Below are 22,214 nucleotides of genomic sequence, written 5' to 3'. Positions count from 1 at the left end.
ATGCACGGAAGCCTACGGGAAGTCGTCTCCGGACTCAGCACCGTCGACGCGATCCAACGCCGGATGACAGCTTACGTCCGTCTGCATGCACCTTTCACCTGCAATAGCCCCGATTTCCAACAGCATTGATGCCACGCTCCCCTCTTGGGTAAACTGGAGCCATGGCGAAACGTACTGAGGATTCGCTCTGGTTTCCGCAGAAACTGGGCATGAGGCTGGCTGAGTTGCCAGCCAAGAGCGACGTGCGCGCTGTCCGACAGGGGCCTCCGAGGTCAATGACGAGTTGCTCGACGCTTCCGGCCGGAAGGTGCTGGACCTTCATCCCGGCGCGAATGACGTGCGGGCGCTGTCGTCCGGCGTGTACTTTGTGCGGGAGCAGCCACAAGCCTCAAGCCACAAGCCGCAAGCTGTCCGCAAGGTTGTCGTGACTGAGTAGGTCACGACCGGAGTCCGTCAGACTGCTCGCCAGATAGCCGGGCAGGCGACCCGCCTTGGAGTTCCCCGAGTTATTCTCCGGGTAATCCTCCCGATAGCTCGGTAGATTGCTCTCAGGATTACTTCCTGAGCAATTCTCCGGGGAATTCCGCGAGCAATCCTCGGGACAGCTCTCCCGATAGCTTCCCGGGTAGATCTCCGACTAGCGGGGAGGATAGATTTCCGGGTAATCCTCCGAATAGCTGTCCGGGTAGCTCTCCGAATTGCTCCTCGAATAGCCTTCCGGGTAACCCTCGGAATTGGCCTCCGGGTAACTCGGGGAGTAATCTCCAGAATAGCCGGGGGGATGGGATAGGGGAGATTCGGAAAGAGTGAATAGTGAATTGAAAAGAGAGAAGTTAGTGGATTTCCGGGTCGGAATTCTTGGGGACTTATAAGAAACTGGCCGCGTTCCGTTGCACGCGAATCTGCGTCCGTCTGTGGGCGAGTAGTGGCCAAGTGGTCTGGGGATCCAGTGGCGGATGAAGAGCGGATGGAATCTGTGTAATCTGCGAAATCTGTGGATAGTCTCATCCGGGTCGGACTTGGGACACGATCCCAATTCCTCGACGGAATTGGGTCATGTCCCCGTCCTTGGCGCTCTTGGCGTCTTTCACGTCTGTGCCATCTGCGACATCTGCGTAATCTGCGGTTAGTCTCCTCTGTCGGGTTTGGGACACGATCAGGCGCGAAGGCAGGATGCAGTTCCGATGGTGCCAAATGGGGACAGTCCCACGGAGCGCTTGCGTCGGACTCAGCGCGGTACAGTCCCCATTTGGGCGGTCATGTCCCCGACTTGGCGGTCTTCACATCTGCGACATCTGCGGTTGATCGTCTCGGCGCGGGTTGACTCTCAGGCGGTCTTGGCCTAAGATTTCTAACTTACCTAAGGAGGACCCTTGCCTAAGAAGACATCAGCAGTTGTCAAGCAGAAGCCCGTCACCGTCTCGGTTATCAAGGCCGACATCGGCGGCTACGTGGGCCATTCGGCGTCGCACCCTGACATCATGGAACTGGCCGAGAAGCATCTCGACAAGGCCATGGCGTCGGGCACCATCGCCGACTTCCACGTTTCCGCGTGCGGTGACGACCTTGAGCTGGTCATGACCCATTGGCTGGGGAATGATTCCAAGGTCATTCATGGCCTGGCCTGGGACGTTTTCTCCAAGGGCACCGAACTGGCGAAGAAGCTGAAGCTGTACGGCGCCGGGCAGGACATGTTGGCCGATTCTTTCTGCGGCAACGTGAAGGGTATGGGGCCGGGCGTGGCCGAGTTGACGTTCGTAGAGCGGAAGAGCGAGCCGATCGTGGTCTTCTGCGGGGATAAGTGCGCGCCCGGGGCCTGGAATTATCCGTTGTACAAGATGTTCGCGGACCCGTTCAACACCATCGGGCTCGTCATCGACCCGAGCATGCACGACGGGTTCAAGTTCGAGGTGCACGACATCCATCAGGGGCGGGACATGTTCCTTTCCTGCCCGGAGCAGATGTACGATCTGCTGTGCCTCATCGGTTCGCCCGAGAACTACATCATCAAGAACGTCTACACCAAGGGTGGCGAGATTGCCGCGGCGAGTTCGACCCAGAAGCTGGCCCTCATAGCTGGCAAGTACGTGGGCAAGGACGACCCGGTGTGCATCGTGCGCGGTCAGTCCGGGTTGCCTGCCATCGGCGAGATTCTGGAGCCGTTCTCGTTCCCGCACATCGTTTCCGGCTGGATGCGGGGCTCGCACTACGGGCCGCTGATGCCGGTGTCGGTGCCGCAGGCGACGCCTTCTCGGTTCGACGGGCCGCCGCGGGTCATCGCGCTCGGTTTCCAGGTGAACGAAGGCACGCTAGTCGGGCCGCGGGACATGTTCGACGACCCGTCGTTCGACCTTGCCCGCCAGCAGGCGAATGAGATCGGGGAGATGCTGCGCCGGCATGGGCCGTTCGAGCCGCACCGGCTGGGCCTCAAGGACATGGAGTACACGACCCTGCCGCTTGTGCTCGACAAGCTGGTCGGGAAGAAGAAGTAGCTACCGCGGTCGAGCTCGGCGCTCGGACTAAGTCCGAATGACGAAGTCCGAATGTCGATTCAATGACCAAGTGGCGAAATGCGGGAGCCGAAGGGCGACGCGTTTGTTGGCGCTGTCTCCGTTTGGTCATTCGAGTTTCAATCGTCATTAGAGCTTCGAACTTCGGGCTTTGGAGTGACAAGGTAGATAATGGCTGATAATGAGACGGACACGTACAAGCCTGGCGGGCCGCGAGGTCGCGTATGAGTAGCGTGCGGACGCAGGGCGACGTTGAGGCGGTACGGCGGCTCGGCGAGGCGAGGTCGCGGATTGAGCAGGAAGTCGCCAAGGCGATAATCGGGCAGAAGGTCGTGGTTGAGCAGGTGCTGACCTGCCTGTTGGCGCACGGCCACGCGCTGCTCATCGGTGTGCCCGGGCTGGCCAAGACGATGCTCGTGAACACGCTGGCCCAGGTCCTCGACCTGTCGTTCAACCGGGTGCAGTTCACGCCCGACCTGATGCCTTCGGACATAACCGGCACCGAGATAATCGAGGAGGACTCGACCACCCGGCGACGGGCCTTCCGGTTCGTCGAGGGGCCGGTGTTCGCCAACGTGGTGCTGGCCGACGAGATAAACCGGACCCCGCCCAAGACCCAGGCTGCTTTGCTGCAGGCGATGCAGGAGTATCACGTGACCGTGGCGGGCCGGACCTATCCGCTGCCCAAGCCGTTCTTCGTCCTCGCGACCCAGAACCCGATTGAGTTGGAAGGCACCTATCCATTACCTGAGGCTCAGCTCGACCGGTTCATGTTCTCGGTGTTCGTAGACTACCCGAGCCCGGCCGAGGAGATGGATATTGTGAAGAGCACGACCTCGGCGTACGTGCCGGATCTTTCCCGGGTGCTGACTGCCGCGGAGATAGCCGAGCTGCAGGGGCTGGTGCGCCGGGTGCCGGTGGCGGACGAGGTCATCGCCTATGCGGTGAAGCTGGCCGGCGCCACCCGGCCATCAGCCGAGACGAGCCCGCAGTTCATCCGCGATTGGGTGAGCTGGGGCGCGGGGCCGCGTGCGTCGCAGTATCTGATTCTCGGGGCCAAGACCCGCGCGATGCTCGATGGCCGGTACACGCCGGCGATTGACGACGTGAAGGCGGTCGCCCGCCCCGTGCTCAGACATCGCATCGTTACCAACTTCGCGGCCGAGGCGGAGAATGTGAAGGCCGATACGGTTGTGCGGCGATTGGTGGAGGAGCTGTGAAGAACGTATTGAACATACCGCTCGCTTCGCTGAAGCAGGGGCAGAACAAGCTGAGCTTCAAGCTGCTGCCGCAAGACATTGCCCTGCGACCGCGGGAGGTGGCGGAGAATCCTTCGTTCGAGTTCTTCGTGGGCCCGGTAGAAGTATCGCTTTCGATAACCCGCAGCGGCCAGCGACTGATAGTGGCGGGTTCGGTTTCCTACCGTGCCAGGCTCGAGTGCGCGTACTGCGGTTGCGAGTATGAGTGCGACCTGAGCGAGCCACTGGCGGCCGAATTCCTGAGTTGCGACGATGCGGGTGTGGAGACCGACCGGAACGCCGAGTGCGAAGGTGAGGGCGGCCTGCATGGCAGCTGGCTTGACCTGCTGCCGATGGTGCACGACGCAATCCACCTGGCCGTGCCGATCGCACCACGCTGCCGTCCGGATTGCCGCGGAATCTGTGCGGCGTGCGGCGCGGATCTTAACAAGGGTCAATGCCGGTGCGTACCCGCGGATGAAGCGGGCACCGGCGCGGGGCTGCGTTCAGTTTGACTTATAAGCGTTCCTGGCCATACTGATAGAAGTGAACGTTGATCTTTCCAAGTACATCAGAGATGAGACTCCGAAGTATACACCGACGCCGCCACGAGAGATTCCTCTCTACAACAGGTGGGGCAAGGCGATCTTCCGTCTGCGCGGGACGGAAATATACGACTTCAAGGGCAGGCCGCGCGGATACGTGGTTGGTACGTCAGTCTACGACCTGCGCGGCGAGCATCGCGGATTCTGGAAGGACCTCATTATCTCGGACCGGACGCGCCGGATCGTCGGTTTCTCGCCGGGCGCGAGCATTCCGGGACTGAGCCTGCCGCTGGTCGAGTTTCCGCCGCTGGTTTATAAGGACTTTCCGGCTCCGAAGCCTCCGCCCGGACTGACCGAGGTGGACTTCCAGGGGTTCGTGGCCGCCTGGTCGGTGATGCAGTTCGAAAACATGCTGCCCAGCTTCGACGAGAACGAGTCTGACGACGTCAGGACCGATGAGGAGGACGAGGAGGAGTTTTGAGTCGATTCATGATTCTGGTGACGGCCTGCATCTGCCTGGCGGCGGGTGCAGGTTTCACCGTTCAAGGCAACATGAGCGAAGCCTGGGTCCGTAGCTCGCTCAAGGTCATGGCCGGCGAGGGCGGCGCCAAGCTGCTGTTCAGTCTGCCCGAACACTCGGGTGCCACGGTGGTCGCGAAGCCGGATACGGGCGCGAGCATCACTGCCAGGCTGAACATGCCCGGGGTCGTTGACTTGCGCGTGCCGACGACCTACGAAATCACGGTAACTCGTGATTCCGGGGCCGGGCAGTGGACGTGCAAGACTATGACCGGAGACCCGGTGCTGCTCGGGTTCGGCAGTTCCGCTGACGCCAAGCACCACGCGCGTGCTACCTGCGCCGCTACCGGCGAGAAGGAGTCCTGGCGGTTCACGTGGCCGCAGGACGCGACTTTCCTCGTCCGGGCGCTGGACGCATCGGGCAAGGTCACGGACGAACAGGATTTGTCCGACAGCGACGAACTCGATTTGTACAACCGCAACACGTACACGCTGGAGGTCGCGCCGACTGATGGTTCGGGCGAGTTCACAGCGACAAAGTCAGAATAGGGAAAGAGGAGGCAACATGTCACGGACGAGTATGACCGCGCTGTGTCTGGTTCTGGGGTTCCTGGTCGTCACCGGAATCGGCTGCATGAAGTGCGGCGAGAACGTGTCGAGGAAGGTCACCGAGAAGGCGCTTGAGGCTGCGGTCAACAAGACCACCGGCGGCAAGGCGACAATCGACGTCGGCAGCGACGTCGACATCTCCGGCCTGCCGGCAGCGCTGCGCTATCCGGGTGCCAAGCCGACGGCGCGCTATTCGATGACGAGCGAGCACGGGACCGGCACCGTGTATACGCTGGAAACGACCGATCCGTCCGCGACGGTCGTGACTTTCTACAAGGCTGCGTTCGCGGGCTGGAAGCAGTCGATGATATCCGAAGGTGAGCAGGGAACCACGCTCGTCTACGGCAACGATGCGACCAAGGAGTGGACGAGCATGACCGTCAGCAAGGGCGACGGTGGCAAGACTACCATTGTTCTGACCTACACCAAGGGCCAGTAGTCGGGGTATCGAGACTTTGCGGCAGGCCTCGATGAGGCCTGCCGCTGCTGTTGCAGAGCGCGGTGAGGCCGTCTTGACTAGCGCGACAGCGCGTTTATAATCGCCCACCATGCCAAAGCCCGAACCCCGGCGACCGTCACCATCTGCGGGCAAGTCCCATCCTACCTCCTGCCAGAGGACCGGCGTGATCTCGACAAGGGAGCTGTCCGCAAGGGGCGCGGTGCCGTCCGAGGAAAGGCTGGCAGCCGGCCCGGTGGTGATGGTCGAGTGCATCGAGAACATCCCCTGCAACCCCTGCGCCTATGCCTGCCCGCGCCAGGCCATAACCATCAAGGGTGAACTGACCGACACGCCCGAGGTCGACTTCTCCAAGTGCAACGGCTGCACGCTCTGTCTTTCCAAGTGCCCGGGGTTGGCGATATTCGTCGTGCACAAGCACTTCTCCAAGACCGAGGCGGCGGTGACCATACCCTATGAGCTGCTGCCGAGGCCTGAAACCGGCGCGCGGGTCACCGGTCTGGACCGGGCCGGTCGAGCCGTGTGCAAGGCCAGGGTGTTGAAGGTGCTTGATACCAAGGCCATGAACCGATGCGCCGTCATCACCGTGGCCGTGCCGAAGCGGTACTGGAACACGGTGCGGAGTATCAAAGTCGCAGCGACCAACTCCTGATGACCAATACCCAATTCCAAACGAATGGCCGCGCCTCGGATGTAGTCGGGAATTCGTTGGGCATTAGGAATTGGCAAATGGTAATTCTCACTCTGCTTGTGCTTGCGTTCCCGGTTCAGGCGCTCGTCCCGGACCTGCCCTTGTCGCTGGCCGGGACCGACAACGCGCTGGCGGCGTTAGCCAACCCGGCCGGACTCGGGGTTCGACCCGGTTCGGAAGTCTACGCTTTCTACAATTTCGAGCCCGTGCTCTGGTCCGATTTCTTCTCCAACACCACATTCCTTGCCAGGTCCGGGCCGCTCGCTGCCTACTGGGAACCCGAGCCGGCGCGGTACGGCGTCGCCCTTGGCATGGGCGGCAGCGGTGTCTATGGTGGCCTGCGATTCAGGCATGACTCGCTGAGCCGGTGGGACTTGTCGGCGCTGGTGCGTCCGGTGAAGCAGGTCTCGGTCGGCGCAGTCTGGGACGACCTGAACCACGACTGGGGCCGACTGGCGGTCGGGGCGGCAGTACGCCCGCTCGGCAACCGGTTCACCTTGTTCGGCGAGACGTACTTGATCACGCCGCTGCAGCCGATGGCGGGGTTCGAGGTGGAGCCGATCGACGGGTTGACGCTCGGTATGAAGGTGCTGTCGAGTGACCAATTTGCGGATCTGCATTTCGCGGCAACGGTCTCGCTCGGGCTGGGCAAGGCCGGCGTCGGTGCGGCAGGCACCGAGGGACTCAACGAGGTCGGTGGCTACCTGCGGGTTGGAACCGCGCCGCAGCGTTCCCTGTCGCCCGCCGGGAATCGATACGTCGAGTTGAAACTCAACGAGGAGATTGCCGACCGAAAGCCGGGCTTCAGCCTGAGCTCGCAAAGCGTGCGCACAGCCTGGCAACTGCTCGACCTGATTGACCGTGCGCGCAGGGACAGCAGCGTCAAGGCCCTGGTGCTCAGGATCGACGACCTGAGCACGAGCTTTGCGCACGCGCAGGAACTGCGGCAGGCGCTGGCCGCATTCCGGGCGCGAGGCAAGAAGGTCATCGTGTACGCGCCGAGCATGGGAATGACGAGTTACTATGTCGCCTCAGTGGCGGATCGGATCTGGACCCATCCGCTCGGCGATGTCACGATTCCCGGCATGAGCATGGGGACGATCTTCCTGAAGGGGACGCTGGCGAAGCTGGGCATCCAGTTCAACGGCACCCGACACGGGAAGTACAAGTCGGCCATCGAGACGTTTACCGAGGACTCGCTCACCGCACCCAACCGAGAGCAGTACACGGCCTACCTTGATGCGCCCTACAATGAGTTCCTGGCGGCGGCAGCGCAGGGCCGTCACGTCAGCCGCGACAGCATCGAGGCACTGGTGAACATCGGCTTCTTCAACTCCGAGGAGGCAAAACAGAACGGGCTGGTGGACGATGTCTACTACCACGACCAGGTCGACAGCGTGCTGAAGAAGGAACTGAAGGGGCTCGCCAAGGTCAGCGAGAATGACTACCTGGCCGAGGCGATTCCAAATGATGACTGGACTCCGAGGCCGGCGATCGCGATTGTCTATGCCACCGGTGACATCACCGCCGGCGAGTCACATACCGACCTGCTCAGCGGCTCGACGACGATGGGCGCGCAGACTATGGTGCAGGCCGTGCGTCAGGCGCGCGAGGACAAACGAGTCAAGGCGGTCGTGCTGCGGATTGACTCTCCGGGTGGCGACGGGTTTGCCTCGGACATGATCTGGCGCGAGCTTGAGCTGTGCCGCAAGCAGAAGCCGGTTATCGTCTCGATGGCCGGAGTCGCGGGCTCGGGCGGCTACTACATTGCCTGCAACGCGACCCGGATCTTCGCCCTGCCGACCACGCTCACCGGTTCGATCGGGGTATTCGACTACAAGTTTGTGACCGAAGGGCTGTACAACAAGCTCGGGGCGCGGCGTCAGGCGGTAACGCGCGGCGAGCACGCCGGGGCGATGTCAGATATGCGTGCGATGACCCCGGAAGAAGATTCAATCATGCAAGCGCAGGTTGATTACTTCTACCACCAGTTCGTACAGAAGGTCGCGACCGGCAGGAAGCTCTCATTTGAGCACGTTGATTCGATAGGACAAGGCAGGATATGGTCGGGGCTCGACGCGAAGCGTGTCGGCATCGTTGATACGTTGGGCGGGTTCCTTGACGCGATCGGGTACGCGAAGAAGGTCGCGAGACTCGGGGAGTGTGACTATATTGTCCTGCCGGCAGCCGGTTCCGGGCTTGGTTCTATGGTCAGTGACTTCGCCCAGGATCAAGTGAAGAAGGCCCTGCAGTGAAGTCCAAAGTCCGCAGGCCAAAGGCCAGGGCCCGGAATCGCCAATCGTCAATCGTCAATCGTCAATCGTCGGTGGTCGTCTGCCGCTGCGAAGAAGTGACCGAGGCCGAGGTACGCCGGGCCATCCGCATGGGTTATCATTCCCTTGAAGCGGTCAAGCGGTATCTCCGGACGGGCATGGGACATTGCCAGGGCCGCGGGTGCCTGAGGCTCATCGCCCGGCTGATACAGGAAGAGACCGGGATTCCCGCGTCAGAGCAGCAGCAACCGAGGCCGAGGCCGCCGCTTAAGCCTCTGCCCTTGGGGCTGCTGGGGTCATTCGTGTCGGCCGAGTCGGATACGCCTGACCGGACCGACAAGGAAGGCGCTGTCCCATGAAGCGTTCGGCCGACGTCGTCGTGATCGGCGCCGGCATCACCGGCGCGGCCACCGGCTACTATCTTGCGAAGAGCGGCCTGAAAGTGCTGGTGGTGGAGCGCGGATTCCCCTGTGCCGGTTCAACCGGCCGGTGCATCGGCGGTATCAGGGCCCAGTTTACCCACGACCTGACCATTAGGGTCATGATTGAGAGCGTCCGGATGTTCCAGGGCCTAAGCGAGGAGCTGGGTGAGGACGTCGAGTGGTTTGCGGGCGGGTACCTTTTCCTTGCCTTTGACGAGACGCGGAAGCAGGCCTTCTTTGATGCGATTGCTATCCAGAAGACTTATGGCCTCGACGTCCGCTTCGTCCCGCCGGACGAATGTGTGAAGATTGCTCCCGGGCTTGACCCGGTCGGGCTGCTGGGAGGCGCGTACTGCCCGACCGACGGACAGGCCAATCCGTTCAAGGTCACCTACGGTTATCTCGAAGGCATCAAGCGGCTGGGTGGTGCGCTGGTGATGGACTGTGACATCAAGCAGGTCAACAAGGTCGGCGACAAGGTTGTCTCGGTCACAGACGCGAAGGGCGATGTGTACGCCTGCAACATGCTGCTCAACGCGGCCGGCTGCTGGGCCGACGAGGTCGGGACCATGGCCGGTGTCAGGGTGCCGGTCACTGCCGACCGTCACGAGTCCCTGGTCACCGAGGCGGTCGAGCGCGTCTTCAATCCCATGCTGGTCGACTATCGGCCGGACGGCTGTTATTTCGTCCAGCACTCGGGCACCGGCCACTTCATCGGCTGCTATACGCCGGTACCGCTGGTGCCCGGGCACAACTATGACGCCACCGACGAGTTCATCACCGAGATGCCGCGCCGAATGGTGCGGCTGGTGCCCAGGCTGGCAGGCGTAAAGGTGCTCCGCCAGTGGGCAGGCTCTTACGAGATGAGCCCGGATGGGAATCCCATTTGCGGCGGCACGTCGCTGCGGGGCTTCTACGTCTCCAGCGGCATGAGCGGCCACGGCTTCATGTTCGGGCCTGCCTTGGGCAAGCTGATGGCCGAGCAGATGGTCAAAGGCAGCGCTTCGATTCCGCTCGACGAGTTCTTCCTCTCCCGCAGCTTCGGCAAGGCCGAGGCGATGAAATAGGGTAGAGGATTCCCATCAGAACCTTGCGTTCAACAGCCTGACGTCGACCGACGTTCCGGCACGGCGGTCCGGCCGCCATGATACTGCAGGCAGGTTGAACCGGCTAAGCCAGGCGTTGCCGGGCGGGGTCTTCGGTCGGCTGAGGTTGTAGCCGAGAACCGCACCGGCAGGAGGTATCAGTGCCGCCGCGACGTAGATGGGGGAGCTCTTGATCGAGCCCGGCGGCAGTTTCTCGACCAGAGTCCCGACCCAGGCGACAGTCAGCGCAACCGGCGTTGCGGCCAGTCCACCGACCACGGCCCCGTCCAATGTGCCCTGCTGCATGACCAGTTTCGCTGCCGCCCAACAGCCGACGCCGCAGAGCAGCGGGTAACCGAGGCTACCTCCGAGCACAGTCCCGCCGAAGGTCTTCCAGACATTCTGGGATGGATCATACAGTTTCGTCAGCAGGAATCCGAACCCGGCAGCACACGCAGCGCCACCGAGCGCCGCGCCGCTCCCTTCCACGAGGAGGATGCCGGGGTCGATGGGCGGGACTTCGCGCGAGGCGTCCGCGCCGTACAAGCTGCCTGACAGCAGAGTCACCAGGAGCAGACCGCTGACTATCCTCACTGTTCTCTTGCCCGGCACTCGACATAGCTGGTGATGCGCTGGGCATACTCCTCGCCCAGCACATAAGGTACGTTGTCGTGGCCGGCCCCTACGGCCCAGCACATGTCGATGTCGGTGTGCCCTTCGGCCGCAGCCAGCAGCCGCTGGGCGTGACGTGCCGGCGCGAGCGTGCTGTCCACCGTGCCCTGCATCATCAGGACCGGAACGCCGACACGCGCAATCCGGCTCTCGTTGTCGAAGTCGGCGTAGAAGTCTGTGAGCATGCTGCCCGGGATGTCGACCACAGTTCCCTCCTTGACGAGCGCCTCGGCCGAGGCGGGAGGAGATTCCAGTATAAGTCCGAATGGCGTGACCGAGTCGGCCGCAAGATAGGTCGTAACGAAAGTGCCCATAGACCATCCGTAATAGACGATCCGGTCGGGGTTCACCTCGGGTCTAGTGCGCAGGTAAGTAAGTGCGGCCCGGCCGTCGGCAAGGCATGCGTCTCCACGTTCCTCGCCTTCGCTCTTGCCATAGCCCTGGTAGTCAAAGATGAAAACACGATAGCCCATGTCCCACAGTAGCTCCACCCGGCCCCAGTAACGATTGATGTTGTCCGAGTTGCCGTGACAGTAGAGAATCGTGACATCGTTCAGGGCCGTACTTTCCTTGGGCTGAACCAGAAACCCGTAGATGTGGTTGCCGCCTGACGAAGTGAGTCCGACCTCGTGATAGAGCGAATCCGGGATGATGCCGCGTACGTGCCACGCTGCCGAGTCGATATCGCCGGGACGCAAGTACTCATCGACAGTCGTAGGCGAGAACAGGAACCGGTCCAGCTTCAGGCAGTTCGCGCCCAGGAGCAGGAACGCGGCGGCGAGCGCGAGCCGAACCGGCCTAGCGATACCAGCCTCCGAAGTGGTATGTTATCCCGCCCACGAAGCCGAGCCCGCCGTGGTTGGCGATGGGCAGGCTGTACTTGACTGCGCGCGGCTCCGCGCGTTCGTATGCCGCGTACCACTTCAATTCAAGGCCGACCGACAGTTCGCGGCCGACCGAGAAGTTGTGACCGACGTAGGGTGAGAAGGTCATGTGGAAACTCGGGCGAATTTGGTAGAGCGTATGGACGCCGAAATACGAGAGCGAGTGGTTCGCACGCAGATAGCTGGCGGTGACGTCCGCCTGCGGCATGAATACTGTGGCGCTTCTGCCGTCGAATTCAATCAGCCCGATTTCACCGACGGCCACGCCCACGCAGGGTCGCCAACCCGCCTGGTCGAGGAAATGATAGCTGGCCCCGCCGTCGAATCCGGCGACACCGAACGCGGGCATCAACAGGTGGGCGCCGACATTGACGTTGAACCGGTCGGTGACGCCGTAGCGGAACCGGGCAACCGGGTAGGGGACGGGCAGTTGTGCGCCGGACAGATTCACGACCGGCCCGCCGGCCTCAAGCGCCAGCGCGGACTGGCCGCGGCGCAGAGGCCAGTACGCGGCCGCGGTTCCGCAGCCGCAGAGCCAGCATGCTCCGAGAGCCGCGGTGAGCGCGACTCCGACAGCCAGCGCGAAACGACGTTCGGACTCGTGGCCGACCCGTTGCGCGCGCGCCTTCATTGCGTCATGCTATACCACAATGGCTGGCCGTCAATGCCTGGCCAGTTGATCGCTACTGGCTTATGTCTGTATCCCATCTAGTGACCTGCGAGCGTTGCGATTCCGTCGGAGCGTCAAGATGAGTCCGAACGTAATGACCAGCGTCAGTAGACTGACGAGTGAGCCCAGGCGAATGAGCGAGCCGTCGTAGTACATCTCGACATGGTGGGAGCCGGCATTCAGGGTCAGACCTCGCAGCACGTAGTCAACCGGGTAGATCGTGGCGGGGCGTCCATCGACCAGCGCTTTCCATTGCGGCAGGTAGACCTCGGACAGCACGAGAATGCCCTGCACGTCGGTCTGAACCTGCAGTTCCATCCGATTCGCCTCGCGGCGGGTAATGACGACATCGTTTCGAGTTTCGTCGTTCGAGCCGGACGGGAATCCCGGGTCATGCTCCAGAATCGCGACGCCGCGGTAGTCGAATGTCCCGCCGCGGACGGTCTCGAGCGCCGCGCTGTCGGATGTCGCCACCTGATACTGGTAGACCATCCGCGCCCGTGGCAGGTAGGTTGGATTGGGGATCAGCCGCTGGCCGGTCGGGTCGATCTCGTACCGGACATTGAGAAGGTCGAGAATGTGTCTGTCGCCGCCGACTTGTGCGAGCCGCGCGACCACCCATCCGGTGTAGCCTTGAAGCATCTCGACGTGGTCCAGATTCCCGCGGTTGCTGCCCAGGCGAAAACGGCTGCCTCCGCTCATACTGGTTCGGAAGATCTCCTGTTTCGATTCCTGCCGGATGTGGTCGACGGCTCCACTCGGAGCAAAGGGAATCTGTGTCGGTCTGACGTGCGAGGCGTTGACATCGTGCCCGAACGCGAGCAGGTCCAGGAACGTGACCGCGACCACAAGCCAGTATCCGGCGACCGGCGACCAGTTGCTTCGGGTTCGCCAGAAGATGATTCCGGTCGCTACGACGGACAGCACCGTGAATATGAGCCACTGTCTTGTCAGGTTGTCGAGCTTCGGGTCCCAGAGGCGGTGCTGCCCACGCAAAAGACCGCTGGCCAGCAGAGCCCAGACCAGAACCGCCCATCCGGCGCACAGGGCGACCGGTACCAACCAACGCCGGGCCCGGGGCTCCGCTCCCTCGCGCAGGAACGCGTCCATGCCGAGACCGGCCATGACACACGCCGCGAACGTAAATAGATCGCTCAGGCGTGCCGGAATCCTGAACAGGCTGAACCCGGGCAGAACCGCCATCGCGATTCGGTACACGGGAGTGTAGCAGCCGAGCGCCAGGACAAGCGCGCCGAGCGCCAGCAGCGCCAGAAACCAGCGCAGTGACCTTGTCCGGTCCGTCAGGGCAAACCCGCAAAGGAGCAGCGGCAGGACGCCAACGTAGATTACGGTTTCGACGTAGCTGTAGTCCACGGCCTTGAGCGAGTGCGGAACCGGACCGGGCAGCCCAGTCGGTCCTGTGACGCTGCCGAATGCCTTGGGTACGAGGAGAGTGAGCAGGTGGCCTGGGTACAAGGAGCAATCGGTGAGGAAGGCGACGCTGCTCGAACTTCGGTCCGAGTACCTGACGAAATCAAGAATCGGAAGGTATCGTGCGGCTGATATCGCGACACCGACCAGGCCGACCAGCGTCAGTACGTAAGCGCCGCGCAGAAGCGTTTTCCATCCCTGTGTTCTCCAGTTCTTAACCACGAAGGCGACAACATAGAGCGCCAAAGCGTACGCCATGTGCATGAGCATCTGCGGGTGTCCACCGAGGGCAGCCAGTCCCATCACCAGGCCCGCGCCCAGCGCGGGCGCGAGGCGGCGGTGGTTCAGAGCCCGACTGACCAGCAGCAGGGCTAAGGGAAACCAGGCGAGTGTGACGACTACGCCGGGCTGCGTGGTGCGCGCGGACATGAATCCGCTGAGCATGAAAGTCAACCCGGCGTAAGCCGAGGCCCGATTCGATAGTTTCCACTCCCTTGCCAAACCGTACGTAGACAGCCCGGCAATCAGGAGGTGCAGGATCACCATCAACTCGTAGACCCAGTAGCTCAACCGGCCGTCCGGTCCTACGAAGAGAGACAGCAGCCAGTTGGGCGGGTAGGGAACCGAGTCCCAGGTCGGGAAGCCCGCGGAGATGTACGGCGACCAATAGGGTATGTGGAAATGGTGCAGTGAGCTGGCAACGTAGGAAGCGGTCGGATAGAAGTCCGCGGCGTCGCCCCAGAAGAAACGGAACCCGGCAAGCACGGGGAAATAGAAACCTATCAGTGCCGCCGGGATCAAGAACGGGAGCCAGTCTCGCGTCCGCTGTGTCATGAGCAGTTTCTTACGTCTGGGCGGATTCTAGAGCACAGGGACGGGTGTGTCAATGAAGATGAGGCCGGAGACCAGGGGCTGAGGATTCAAGACCGAGGACTGAGGACTCGGAATTGAGGATTGAGGACTTGCTGTTGCCCGGCACAACAGCCCGGTCACTCGCTGCCTCAGGGCAGCACGGTTGTGCTGCAAGCGTGAGAGCCAGCCGGGCCTACGGCTGCACAAGCAGTGCTGAAGACGCAGTAGGGGCCGGTAGGCACACTATGCTTGTTGTTCCAGCCATGTTGACATCCGGAATGAGTTGCATAGACTAACGCCCGCCCGGGGTCGTCAGTTGAGCCGGGCAGTCTGTGGTCATCCTGCTTCGAGTTACCGTTGTAGTTCATAAAGAAAGGTAGAATCGACATGAGGAAGAACCTGCCCCGGACCGGACTGTTGATTTTGCTGCTGGCGACCTTCTGGGTCGTTGGGTTCGCGCAGCCGGCCGCGATGAGCGCCCAGCCGGTGCCCGCGCCCGTTTCCGAGAGCGCTCTGGCCGTGCCGCCGCCCGGCGCCGCGGTCGCGCCTGCGGGTGAGCCCGCAAAGTCCAAGAGCGAGGCCGACATCGAGTTGCCGAACCTGAAGAAGATTGAGTTCACAGTGTTCGGCTCGCCGCACAGGGGCGTGAACCTGATGTACATCGGCCTTGGGGTCTGCGTGCTCGGGCTCTTGTTCGGCCTGCTTCAGTATCGGCGCGTGAGCAATGCACCGGTGCACAAGAGCATGAGCGCGGTCTCAGAGACCATATGGGAAACCTGCAAGACCTACCTGTTCCAGCAGGGCAAGTTCCTCATCATCCTGTGGGTGCTTATCGGCATCTGCGTCACCTACTACTTCGGATTCCTCGAACACTATCTCGGCATGGGCAAGTTCGGGCCGCTGCTGCTCATCCTGGCCAGTTCGATTCTAGGCATCCTCGGTTCGTACGGCGTGGCCTGGTTTGGTATCCGCATCAACACCATGGCCAACAGCCGGGCGGCGTTCGCCTCGCTGAAGGAGTACCCGATTGGCGCGACCGCGGTGCCGATGAGTTCGGGCATGAGCGTCGGGCTGCTGCTCGTGAGCGTCGAGCTCTTCTTCATGATCTGCATCCTCGTGTTTCTGCCCACGACGCTCGTGGGGCCATGCTTCATCGGCTTCGCCATCGGTGAGTCGCTGGGCGCATCGGCGCTCCGTATCGGCGGCGGCATCTTCACGAAGATTGCCGACATCGGTTCGGACCTGATGAAGATCATCTTCAAGCTGCCGGAGGACGACCCCAAGAACCCCGGCGTGATTGCCGACTGCACCGGCGACAACGCGGGCGACAGCGTCGGCCCGACCGCCGACGGCTTCGAGACCTACGGCGTGACCGGAGTCGCGCTGATTACCTTCCTGGCGATGGCGCTCTACGCGCCGGTCGCGGCGATGGTCAATTCCGCGGACCCGGTGATTGCGGCGCACGCCGCCGGCTATGCGAAGCTGTGCGGCCAGCTCATCATCTGGATCTTCGCAATGCGTATCCTGATGATCCTGACGTCGCTCGTATCCTACTGGATCAACGAACGGCTGATGATGGCCCGGTACAGCAAGGTGAAGACGTTCGACCCCGAACACCCGCTGACCCAGCTTGTGTGGCTCACTTCCATCCTCTCGATTGCGGTGACGTTTGCCGCCACCTATATTCTGCTGAGCGCGGATTACCCGAAGCTCTGGTGGGTGCTTTCGACCATCATTTCCTGCGGCACCGCTGCCGGCGCGCTTATCCCCGAGTTCACCAAGTTCTTCACTTCGACCAAGAGCCGGCACGTGGATGAGATTATGAAGAGCGCGGACCAGGGCGGCGCGTCGCTCGGTATCCTGAGCGGGCTCGTGGCGGGCAACTTCTCGGCGTTCTGGACCGGGTCGCTCATCCTCGGCCTGATGTTCATCGCCGGTTCGCTGTCCGGGCAGGTGTCGAGCGTGATGCCGGCGACGCTCAGCTTCGCCGGCCCGATATTCGCGTTCGGCCTCGTCGCGTTCGGGTTCCTCGGCATGGGCCCGGTCACCATCGCGGTCGACAGCTTCGGCCCGGTCGCGGACAACGCACAGAGCGTCTACGAGCTGTCGCAGATTGAGGCCGTGCCGAATATCAGGGAAGAGATAAAGCGCGACTTTGGGTTCGAGCCGAACTTCGAGAGCGGCAAGCAGTTCCTCGAGATGAATGACGGCGCGGGCAACACGTTCAAGGCGACGGCCAAGCCGGTGCTCATCGGCACGGCCGTGGTCGGCGCGACCACGATGATCTTCGGCATCATCCTGTTGCTCGGCAATACCCTGCCCGGCGGCATCAACGCGGTGATAAGCCACCTGAGCCTTGTGAGGCCGGAAATCGCGTTCGGGCTGCTGATGGGCGGTGCGACCATCTACTGGTTCACCGGTGCTTCAATGCAGGCGGTCGTGACCGGCGCGTTCCGCGCGGTTGTCTACATCAAGGAGCACATGGACCTGTCCAAGCGCACGGCCGACATCAAGGACTCCAAAGAAGTCGTGAAGATATGCACGCTGTACGCCCAGCGCGGTCTCATCAACATCTTCGTGGTTGTCTTCTGCCTCGCGCTGGCGCTCTCGTTCTTCAACAGTTTCTTCTTCATCGGCTACCTCATCTCGATTGCGTTCTTCGGCCTGTTCCAGGCCATCTTCATGGCTAACGCCGGCGGCGCCTGGGACAACGCGAAGAAGATCGTCGAAGTGGACCTGAAGCAGAAGGGCACCGACCTGCACGCGGCAACCGTGGTCGGTGATACGGTCGGCGACCCGTTCAAGGATACTTCCTCAGTCGCCATGAACCCGGTCATCAAGTTCACGACGCTATTCGGCGTGCTGGCTACGCAGATTGCCGTGACGATGACGAACCACACGCTGCGCGCGGGCATCGGGGTCGTGCTGCTGGCGGTGGCACTGGTCTTCGTCTACCGGTCGTTCTACTCGATGAGAATCCCTGCCCAGAAGGGACTGAAGTTCGAGAAGTAGACCGCTTGGCTGCTACTCGGGCCCGGGCTCAACCCCGGGCCCTTTCTCTTGCGCACGGGCCGAGAGCAAGAGCGCTGGATGCCGTCGCACCCTGGGGGCCATCGCCACTATCGCGCGGGATTGAGAGAGAGGTGACGTCTTGCCGCAGCTTCCGCTTGCGGCGTAACTGGACGGCTACTTACTAATCGTTAGGTCGCTACTGCACAGCTCTTTGCCGTTTCTCACAAGAGAAACGTGGTATCGACCCGGGCTCACCCTAGGAAGTGCTCTGCCGCCGTAGGGGTTCAGTTGCCATATCTTGAATGCCGCGAAGTCAGCCTGTTGCCTGACATCGCCCCAGGAAATCGCCCATTGGTAGGTGTTGTATGGGCTGATGAACTCCGGCTCGACGAAGGTTGTCTCTCTTGTTCCACTCTCAGTCAAACATGCGACTCGGAGATCGATGAAGTCCCGGGGCAGCCAACCGCGCACGATGGCCGTGAACTCCCTGAAATCAGATTGGTTGTAGTCAGCATGCGAGCGCCCACCGCCCGGGGCGTAGGTTGGTATCTCGCCATCGCCAAGCGAATCGTACTTCAGCGATGTTCCGGCCTTGGCCCAGATCGCCGACAACACCATGTCGTCAGACCACGTGGGATAGAAGCGCACGGCAGGTTTCTCACGAATGCACCCTGTCATCAGAATCGATACGGCAAGGATGGTCGCTGCAAGCCACCGGAGTTGCGTCTGCCGTTTCACGCGAAGAGGCGAAGTGCGGTGTGTTGACTGAGCCGAACAGCCGGGCTGGAATGTGGGGATGTGTGCGCGGTCGGTCCTCAGAGCAAGTCGTTTCATGAATCCATGTTAGGACTCGCGGCCGGGGTTATCAAATCCGCGGGCCTCATGCCCGGGGTCATCTTTCCCGTCTTCGTCGGGCTCCGCGGCCGAGGGTCGAAGGCGGGCGCGGTCGGGCGGTGAAGAACTGCTACCCATTGGCCAGAGGTTTGTCCCGGACGACGGGCTGAGGCTTCGTGGCCATCTCTTGCCGAATCTGGTCCGCCCTCTGCTCGATTCGCCTGAGCCATTCGACCCGGCTGAGGCCGAGCTGCTTCCGTTTCTGCTCTGATTCCCACCTTGTTATGTGTAGCCAATCGATCCAGTCGAGGCCTTCAATCTTCATAGGTCAACACCTCCTCCGTTGTGCGGATGCGAAGAGCTCGATGACCCTTAAGCCGGTGTTTCACCGAGAGAGGATACAATCGACCTGATGGATGTCAAGGCGTCGGCGGCCGGCTAGGGGTCTGGCCCAGAGACCGCCTTGCTGCGGGAAGTCCTGCCGGGTTCGTTCTGTTCGGGTCGAACAGGGGCAAGTGCGGGTCAGGTGCGAGGCGCCACAGCTATCCTCAGCCCGCGCAGCCGCAGCCCTGTTTCGCGCGTGAACTCGAACATCCCATTCGAGCGGCTCATACAGCCCGCATGATACCAATAAGACTCATACGGGTAAGTGGCGAGAATCGGGGATAAGAGACGGAATCATAGTCAGTTAAGATCGCTCGGCGAGTCGCCCTGGGGGTCGTCCCGGGAACGGTTCGGACCGTGGTTCCCAAGGTTATCCGGAAAGGGACTCTGATGGTGACTCTGGCCGCGATTGTTGCGGCGATTTGGAGCGCGACCTGTGAGATGATTCTCAAGGTGAGTTAGAGCGTCGCTTCCTGAAGCGTCTGGAATGCGATTCACGCGGCCACCTGCATCGTCGTTCTGACGACGACTCGCGACGCTGCCTGCGGGATGACATGCAGGGCCGCTTGCAGGATGACTCGCGAGGCGGCTTGCCGAGCGATCTGGAGAGGACCTCGTCGAACGCTTTGATAGCCCGCAGTCAAGGAATCGGGACGGTAACCGGACGCGACGGTCAGCCGTGAGTGATCCTAATCAGATGTGGGGTTCCTATTCCGGGTTCTCGTGCTGTGGTCGCTGGCGGGCGCGGTCGGCTTTGTCGGCTTCGGCTTCGAGGCGGCGGAGTTCGTCATCGGAGAGGCCGAAGTAGTGGCCGATTTCGTGGATGACGACCTCGCGGACGAGCTTCCGGATTCCCTCGGCAGTGCGGGCGAGCCGCTCGATTGGCTTCTGAAAGATGAGGATGCGATCAGGCAATACGCCTCCATACCAGGGGCCGCGCCCGGCATAGGGAACGCCCTGGTACAGGCCGAGCAGGCCCCATGGATTTCGGCTCAGCTTGCTGTAGAGTCGTGGAGAGGCGATGGGCTGAATCTGGATAGCGATGTTCTCAAGGCGCGAGCGGAAGTCCTCGGGTATCGAGGCAATGGCCTCGTCCACCAGCTCGCTGAACCGCTCGGCCTCCATCAGATAGCAGGGAACCGGACTTCAGCCACAAAGACACTAAGACACGATGAGCTGGGCATGGACACACGTCTTCGACCGGACCGAACTTGGTGCCTTTGTGTCTTGGTGGTGAACTCCTAATCCGGTTTCTGGCCAGAGGGCCGTGAGCCGAAGATGGCAGTGCCGATTCGGATAATGGTCGCGCCTTCTTCGATACCGACCTCGAAGTCGGAACTCATGCCCATCGAGAGACGTGGTAGAGGGGTTGAGAAGCGCTGGCGACAATCCTCGGCCAAGGTGCTTAGTAGCTTGAAGCAAGGGCGGGACGCTTCGGGTTCCTCAATCGCAAGGCCCGGGCCGATTGTCATCAGGCCGTTCAGGCGCAGGCGGTCGAGTTTCAGGACCTCCGAGACAAGGTCAGGGACAGCAGCGGGTTGGACTCCATGTTTCGAGGCCTCGCCGGACGTGTTCACTTCAACCATGACTTCAACGCGCCTGTCCATTTGCTCGCACCGGCGCTGAAGCTCAAGAGCGAGGTGGGGCGAGTCTACGCTTTGGATAACATCGAACAGCTCAAGCGCCTTTTTTGCCTTGTTGGTCTGAAGGCTGCCGATGAGATGCCATGATGCTGGAAGCGTGACTTCAGGTTTCTTGGCCGCGGCTTCCTGCACACGGTTCTCGCCGACTTGGGCGACGCCGGCCCTGATGGCTTCGGCCACTTCGGCTGGGGTCCGGGTTTTGGTGACGGCTACGAGGGCGATATCGGAGCGAGCGCGACCGGCCCGGCCGCACGCCGAGTTGATCCTCTGTTCGAGCGCGACCAGATTATCCGTGATGCTCACTGCGGGCCGGGGCTAGCGGGCTTTCTTCTTGCGGCTGAGCAGTTCCTCGTAGACGGCAAGGTGGCGGTCGGTCAAATGGCGCACGTCCCAGTTGTCCATGACGCGCTGACGGGCCGCCTTGCCCATCTTCTCGCGGTCCTGTCCGAGCAGCCAGATGACCTTGTCGGCGATGTCCGTCGCGTTTCCGGCCTCGAACAGGGCGCCTGAAACCCTGTCCTCGACAATCTGGGGCAGGCCCCCGACCCGCGAGGCGGCAACCGGGGTCTCGCAGGCCATGGCCTCCAGTGCGGCGATTGAGGTTTCCTCGTAGAATGAAGGCACAAGCGCGACGTCGCCGGAACTTAGGAACGGCGGCATCTCAGTATTCGGCCGCTTGCCGAGGAAAGTAACCGCGTCCTGCAGTTTGAGGTCCCGGACAAGCTGTTCGAGTTCGGGCTTGAGTACGCCCTCGCCGACAATGTAGAGGTGCGAAGGATATCGCGCGAGTATCGCGGGCATCGCCTCGATGGCATGGCGGACGCCCTTTTTGGGTATGAGCCGGGCCGAGAGGACGAGAGTCTTCTTGTCGGGTTCGCCGAATGCCGGAGCGACCCGGTGGAATATCTTGGTGTCGCAGGCGTTTACGTACGGCTCCACCTTGCTCGAGGTCGCGACCCGGCGGGCGGCTTCGGCCTGCGGCAGGCTGTTGGCGAAAATGTGGTCCACGTCCCAGTATAGCAGCCTGAGCCCGGGCCTGAGCAGTGCCTTCTTGACGAACTTCTGGAAGCGCGTCTCGTGGAGGGTGATGAGTATGGGAGTGCCGTAGAGCAGCTTCACGAAGGTCAGGGGCCAGCCGGAAGGGAAACTCTCGCCGTGGACAATGTCGGCGCCTCTGGCGACACTGAGCAGTTTGAATACCGACCAGCCGGTGTAGATGAACCAGCCGACCGGGTTGCGGCCGAACCAGGCCGCGCGGTGGACATGGATTCCGTCCATCAGTTCGTAGGTGGCGAGGCCGGGCAGAGACTTGCCGCAGACGATGTGGACATCATGGCCCCGGTCGCGCAGCTCCCAGGCCAGGCTCATGATGTGACTCTCCATCCCGCCGAACTCGGGTAGGTAGTAGACGGCGTGGAAGACGATCTTCATTGCGGGAGCGACGAGGCGAGAGGCGAGAGGCCAGAGGCGGGAGCGCGGAGCG

The 22,214-nt window shown here is 62.0% G+C and carries 21 protein-coding genes; 12 read left to right on the top strand and 9 right to left on the bottom strand.

All coding sequences use genetic code 11. The annotated features are described in order from the left end of the window. The first annotated feature begins 283 nt into the window (after positions 1–283). The 11 genes from VMH22_08500 (at position 284) to VMH22_08450 (ending at position 10,331) form a co-directional block, all read left to right on the top strand. Positions 284–436: a hypothetical protein gene (locus VMH22_08500; GenBank protein ID HTW91734.1), complete on the top strand. Its 153-nt coding sequence runs from the start codon at positions 284–286 to the stop codon at positions 434–436. Between the two features lie 937 nt (positions 437–1,373). Continuing rightward, positions 1,374–2,492 (top strand): fructose-1,6-bisphosphate aldolase/phosphatase, encoded by a 1,119-nt coding sequence (gene fbp, locus VMH22_08495; GenBank protein ID HTW91733.1) that lies wholly within the window; start codon positions 1,374–1,376, stop codon positions 2,490–2,492. 242 nt (positions 2,493–2,734) lie between these two features. Continuing rightward, the gene (locus VMH22_08490) at positions 2,735–3,730 is read left to right on the top strand and encodes a MoxR family ATPase (GenBank protein ID HTW91732.1); all 996 of its coding nucleotides are present in this window, start codon (positions 2,735–2,737) and stop codon (positions 3,728–3,730) included. Next, positions 3,727–4,263, top strand: coding sequence for a DUF177 domain-containing protein (locus VMH22_08485; protein ID HTW91731.1), 537 nt, complete (start codon positions 3,727–3,729; stop codon positions 4,261–4,263). The genes VMH22_08490 and VMH22_08485 overlap by 4 nt, the downstream gene beginning before the upstream one ends. A 31-nt stretch (positions 4,264–4,294) precedes the next feature. Beyond that, complete coding sequence (locus VMH22_08480) at positions 4,295–4,774, top strand: hypothetical protein (protein ID HTW91730.1); 480 nt, start codon at positions 4,295–4,297, stop codon at positions 4,772–4,774. Continuing rightward, positions 4,771–5,361 (top strand): hypothetical protein, encoded by a 591-nt coding sequence (locus VMH22_08475; protein HTW91729.1) that lies wholly within the window; start codon positions 4,771–4,773, stop codon positions 5,359–5,361. The genes VMH22_08480 and VMH22_08475 overlap by 4 nt, the downstream gene beginning before the upstream one ends. 16 nt (positions 5,362–5,377) lie before the next feature. Beyond that, positions 5,378–5,860: a hypothetical protein gene (locus VMH22_08470; GenBank protein HTW91728.1), complete on the top strand. Its 483-nt coding sequence runs from the start codon at positions 5,378–5,380 to the stop codon at positions 5,858–5,860. A gap of 109 nt (positions 5,861–5,969) precedes the next feature. Then, positions 5,970–6,530, top strand: a complete 561-nt coding sequence (locus VMH22_08465; protein HTW91727.1) for a 4Fe-4S dicluster domain-containing protein — start codon at positions 5,970–5,972, stop codon at positions 6,528–6,530. Between the two features lie 77 nt (positions 6,531–6,607). Beyond that, positions 6,608–8,824 carry a signal peptide peptidase SppA gene (gene sppA, locus VMH22_08460; protein ID HTW91726.1) on the top strand — a complete coding sequence of 739 codons (2,217 nt, stop codon included), beginning with the start codon at positions 6,608–6,610 and terminating at the stop codon, positions 8,822–8,824. Next, complete coding sequence (locus VMH22_08455) at positions 8,821–9,201, top strand: (2Fe-2S)-binding protein (GenBank protein ID HTW91725.1); 381 nt, start codon at positions 8,821–8,823, stop codon at positions 9,199–9,201. The genes sppA and VMH22_08455 overlap by 4 nt, the downstream gene beginning before the upstream one ends. Next, positions 9,198–10,331 (top strand): FAD-binding oxidoreductase, encoded by a 1,134-nt coding sequence (locus VMH22_08450; GenBank protein HTW91724.1) that lies wholly within the window; start codon positions 9,198–9,200, stop codon positions 10,329–10,331. The genes VMH22_08455 and VMH22_08450 overlap by 4 nt, the downstream gene beginning before the upstream one ends. Before the next feature lie 15 nt (positions 10,332–10,346). Here VMH22_08450 and VMH22_08445 read toward each other — a convergent pair whose 3' ends face one another. The 4 genes from VMH22_08445 to VMH22_08430 form a co-directional block, all read right to left on the bottom strand. Then, on the bottom strand, positions 10,347–10,943 hold the full coding sequence (locus tag VMH22_08445) for a hypothetical protein (GenBank protein ID HTW91723.1): 597 nt from the start codon (positions 10,941–10,943) through the stop codon (positions 10,347–10,349). Beyond that, the gene (locus tag VMH22_08440) at positions 10,940–11,719 is read right to left on the bottom strand and encodes an alpha/beta fold hydrolase (protein ID HTW91722.1); all 780 of its coding nucleotides are present in this window, start codon (positions 11,717–11,719) and stop codon (positions 10,940–10,942) included. Before VMH22_08440 ends, VMH22_08445 begins: the two co-directional genes overlap by 4 nt. A gap of 100 nt (positions 11,720–11,819) precedes the next feature. Further along, positions 11,820–12,536: a hypothetical protein gene (locus tag VMH22_08435; GenBank protein HTW91721.1), complete on the bottom strand. Its 717-nt coding sequence runs from the start codon at positions 12,534–12,536 to the stop codon at positions 11,820–11,822. Positions 12,537–12,596: 60 nt separating this feature from the next. Beyond that, positions 12,597–14,807 (bottom strand): YfhO family protein, encoded by a 2,211-nt coding sequence (locus tag VMH22_08430; protein HTW91720.1) that lies wholly within the window; start codon positions 14,805–14,807, stop codon positions 12,597–12,599. Positions 14,808–15,329: 522 nt separating this feature from the next. Here VMH22_08430 and VMH22_08425 point away from each other — a divergent pair. Further along, a complete protein-coding gene (locus tag VMH22_08425; protein ID HTW91719.1) occupies positions 15,330–17,870 on the top strand; it encodes a sodium-translocating pyrophosphatase in 2,541 nt (846 codons plus the stop codon). 174 nt (positions 17,871–18,044) lie between these two features. Here the strand turns inward: VMH22_08425 and VMH22_08420 are convergent, their stop codons facing one another. From VMH22_08420 to VMH22_08400, 5 genes are all read right to left on the bottom strand, one after another. Further along, positions 18,045–18,704: a hypothetical protein gene (locus tag VMH22_08420; protein HTW91718.1), complete on the bottom strand. Its 660-nt coding sequence runs from the start codon at positions 18,702–18,704 to the stop codon at positions 18,045–18,047. A 130-nt stretch (positions 18,705–18,834) separates the two neighbouring features. Beyond that, entirely contained in the window at positions 18,835–19,029 is a 195-nt protein-coding gene (locus tag VMH22_08415) for a hypothetical protein (protein ID HTW91717.1), read from the bottom strand. A gap of 767 nt (positions 19,030–19,796) precedes the next feature. Continuing rightward, positions 19,797–20,213, bottom strand: coding sequence for a metallopeptidase family protein (locus tag VMH22_08410; protein ID HTW91716.1), 417 nt, complete (start codon positions 20,211–20,213; stop codon positions 19,797–19,799). 116 nt (positions 20,214–20,329) lie between these two features. Beyond that, positions 20,330–21,034: a YggS family pyridoxal phosphate-dependent enzyme gene (locus VMH22_08405; GenBank protein HTW91715.1), complete on the bottom strand. Its 705-nt coding sequence runs from the start codon at positions 21,032–21,034 to the stop codon at positions 20,330–20,332. 12 nt (positions 21,035–21,046) lie between these two features. Next, the gene (locus VMH22_08400; GenBank protein HTW91714.1) at positions 21,047–22,162 is read right to left on the bottom strand and encodes a glycosyltransferase family 4 protein; all 1,116 of its coding nucleotides are present in this window, start codon (positions 22,160–22,162) and stop codon (positions 21,047–21,049) included. Positions 22,163–22,214 lie beyond the last annotated feature (52 nt).

The sequence above is a fragment of the bacterium genome (assembly GCA_035505375.1).
GTDB lineage: Bacteria > Hydrothermota > Tepidihabitantia > Tepidihabitantales > Tepidihabitantaceae > UBA2258.
Note: the sequence above shows the minus strand (reverse complement) of the source record. Positions and strands in the feature narration are given on the sequence as shown.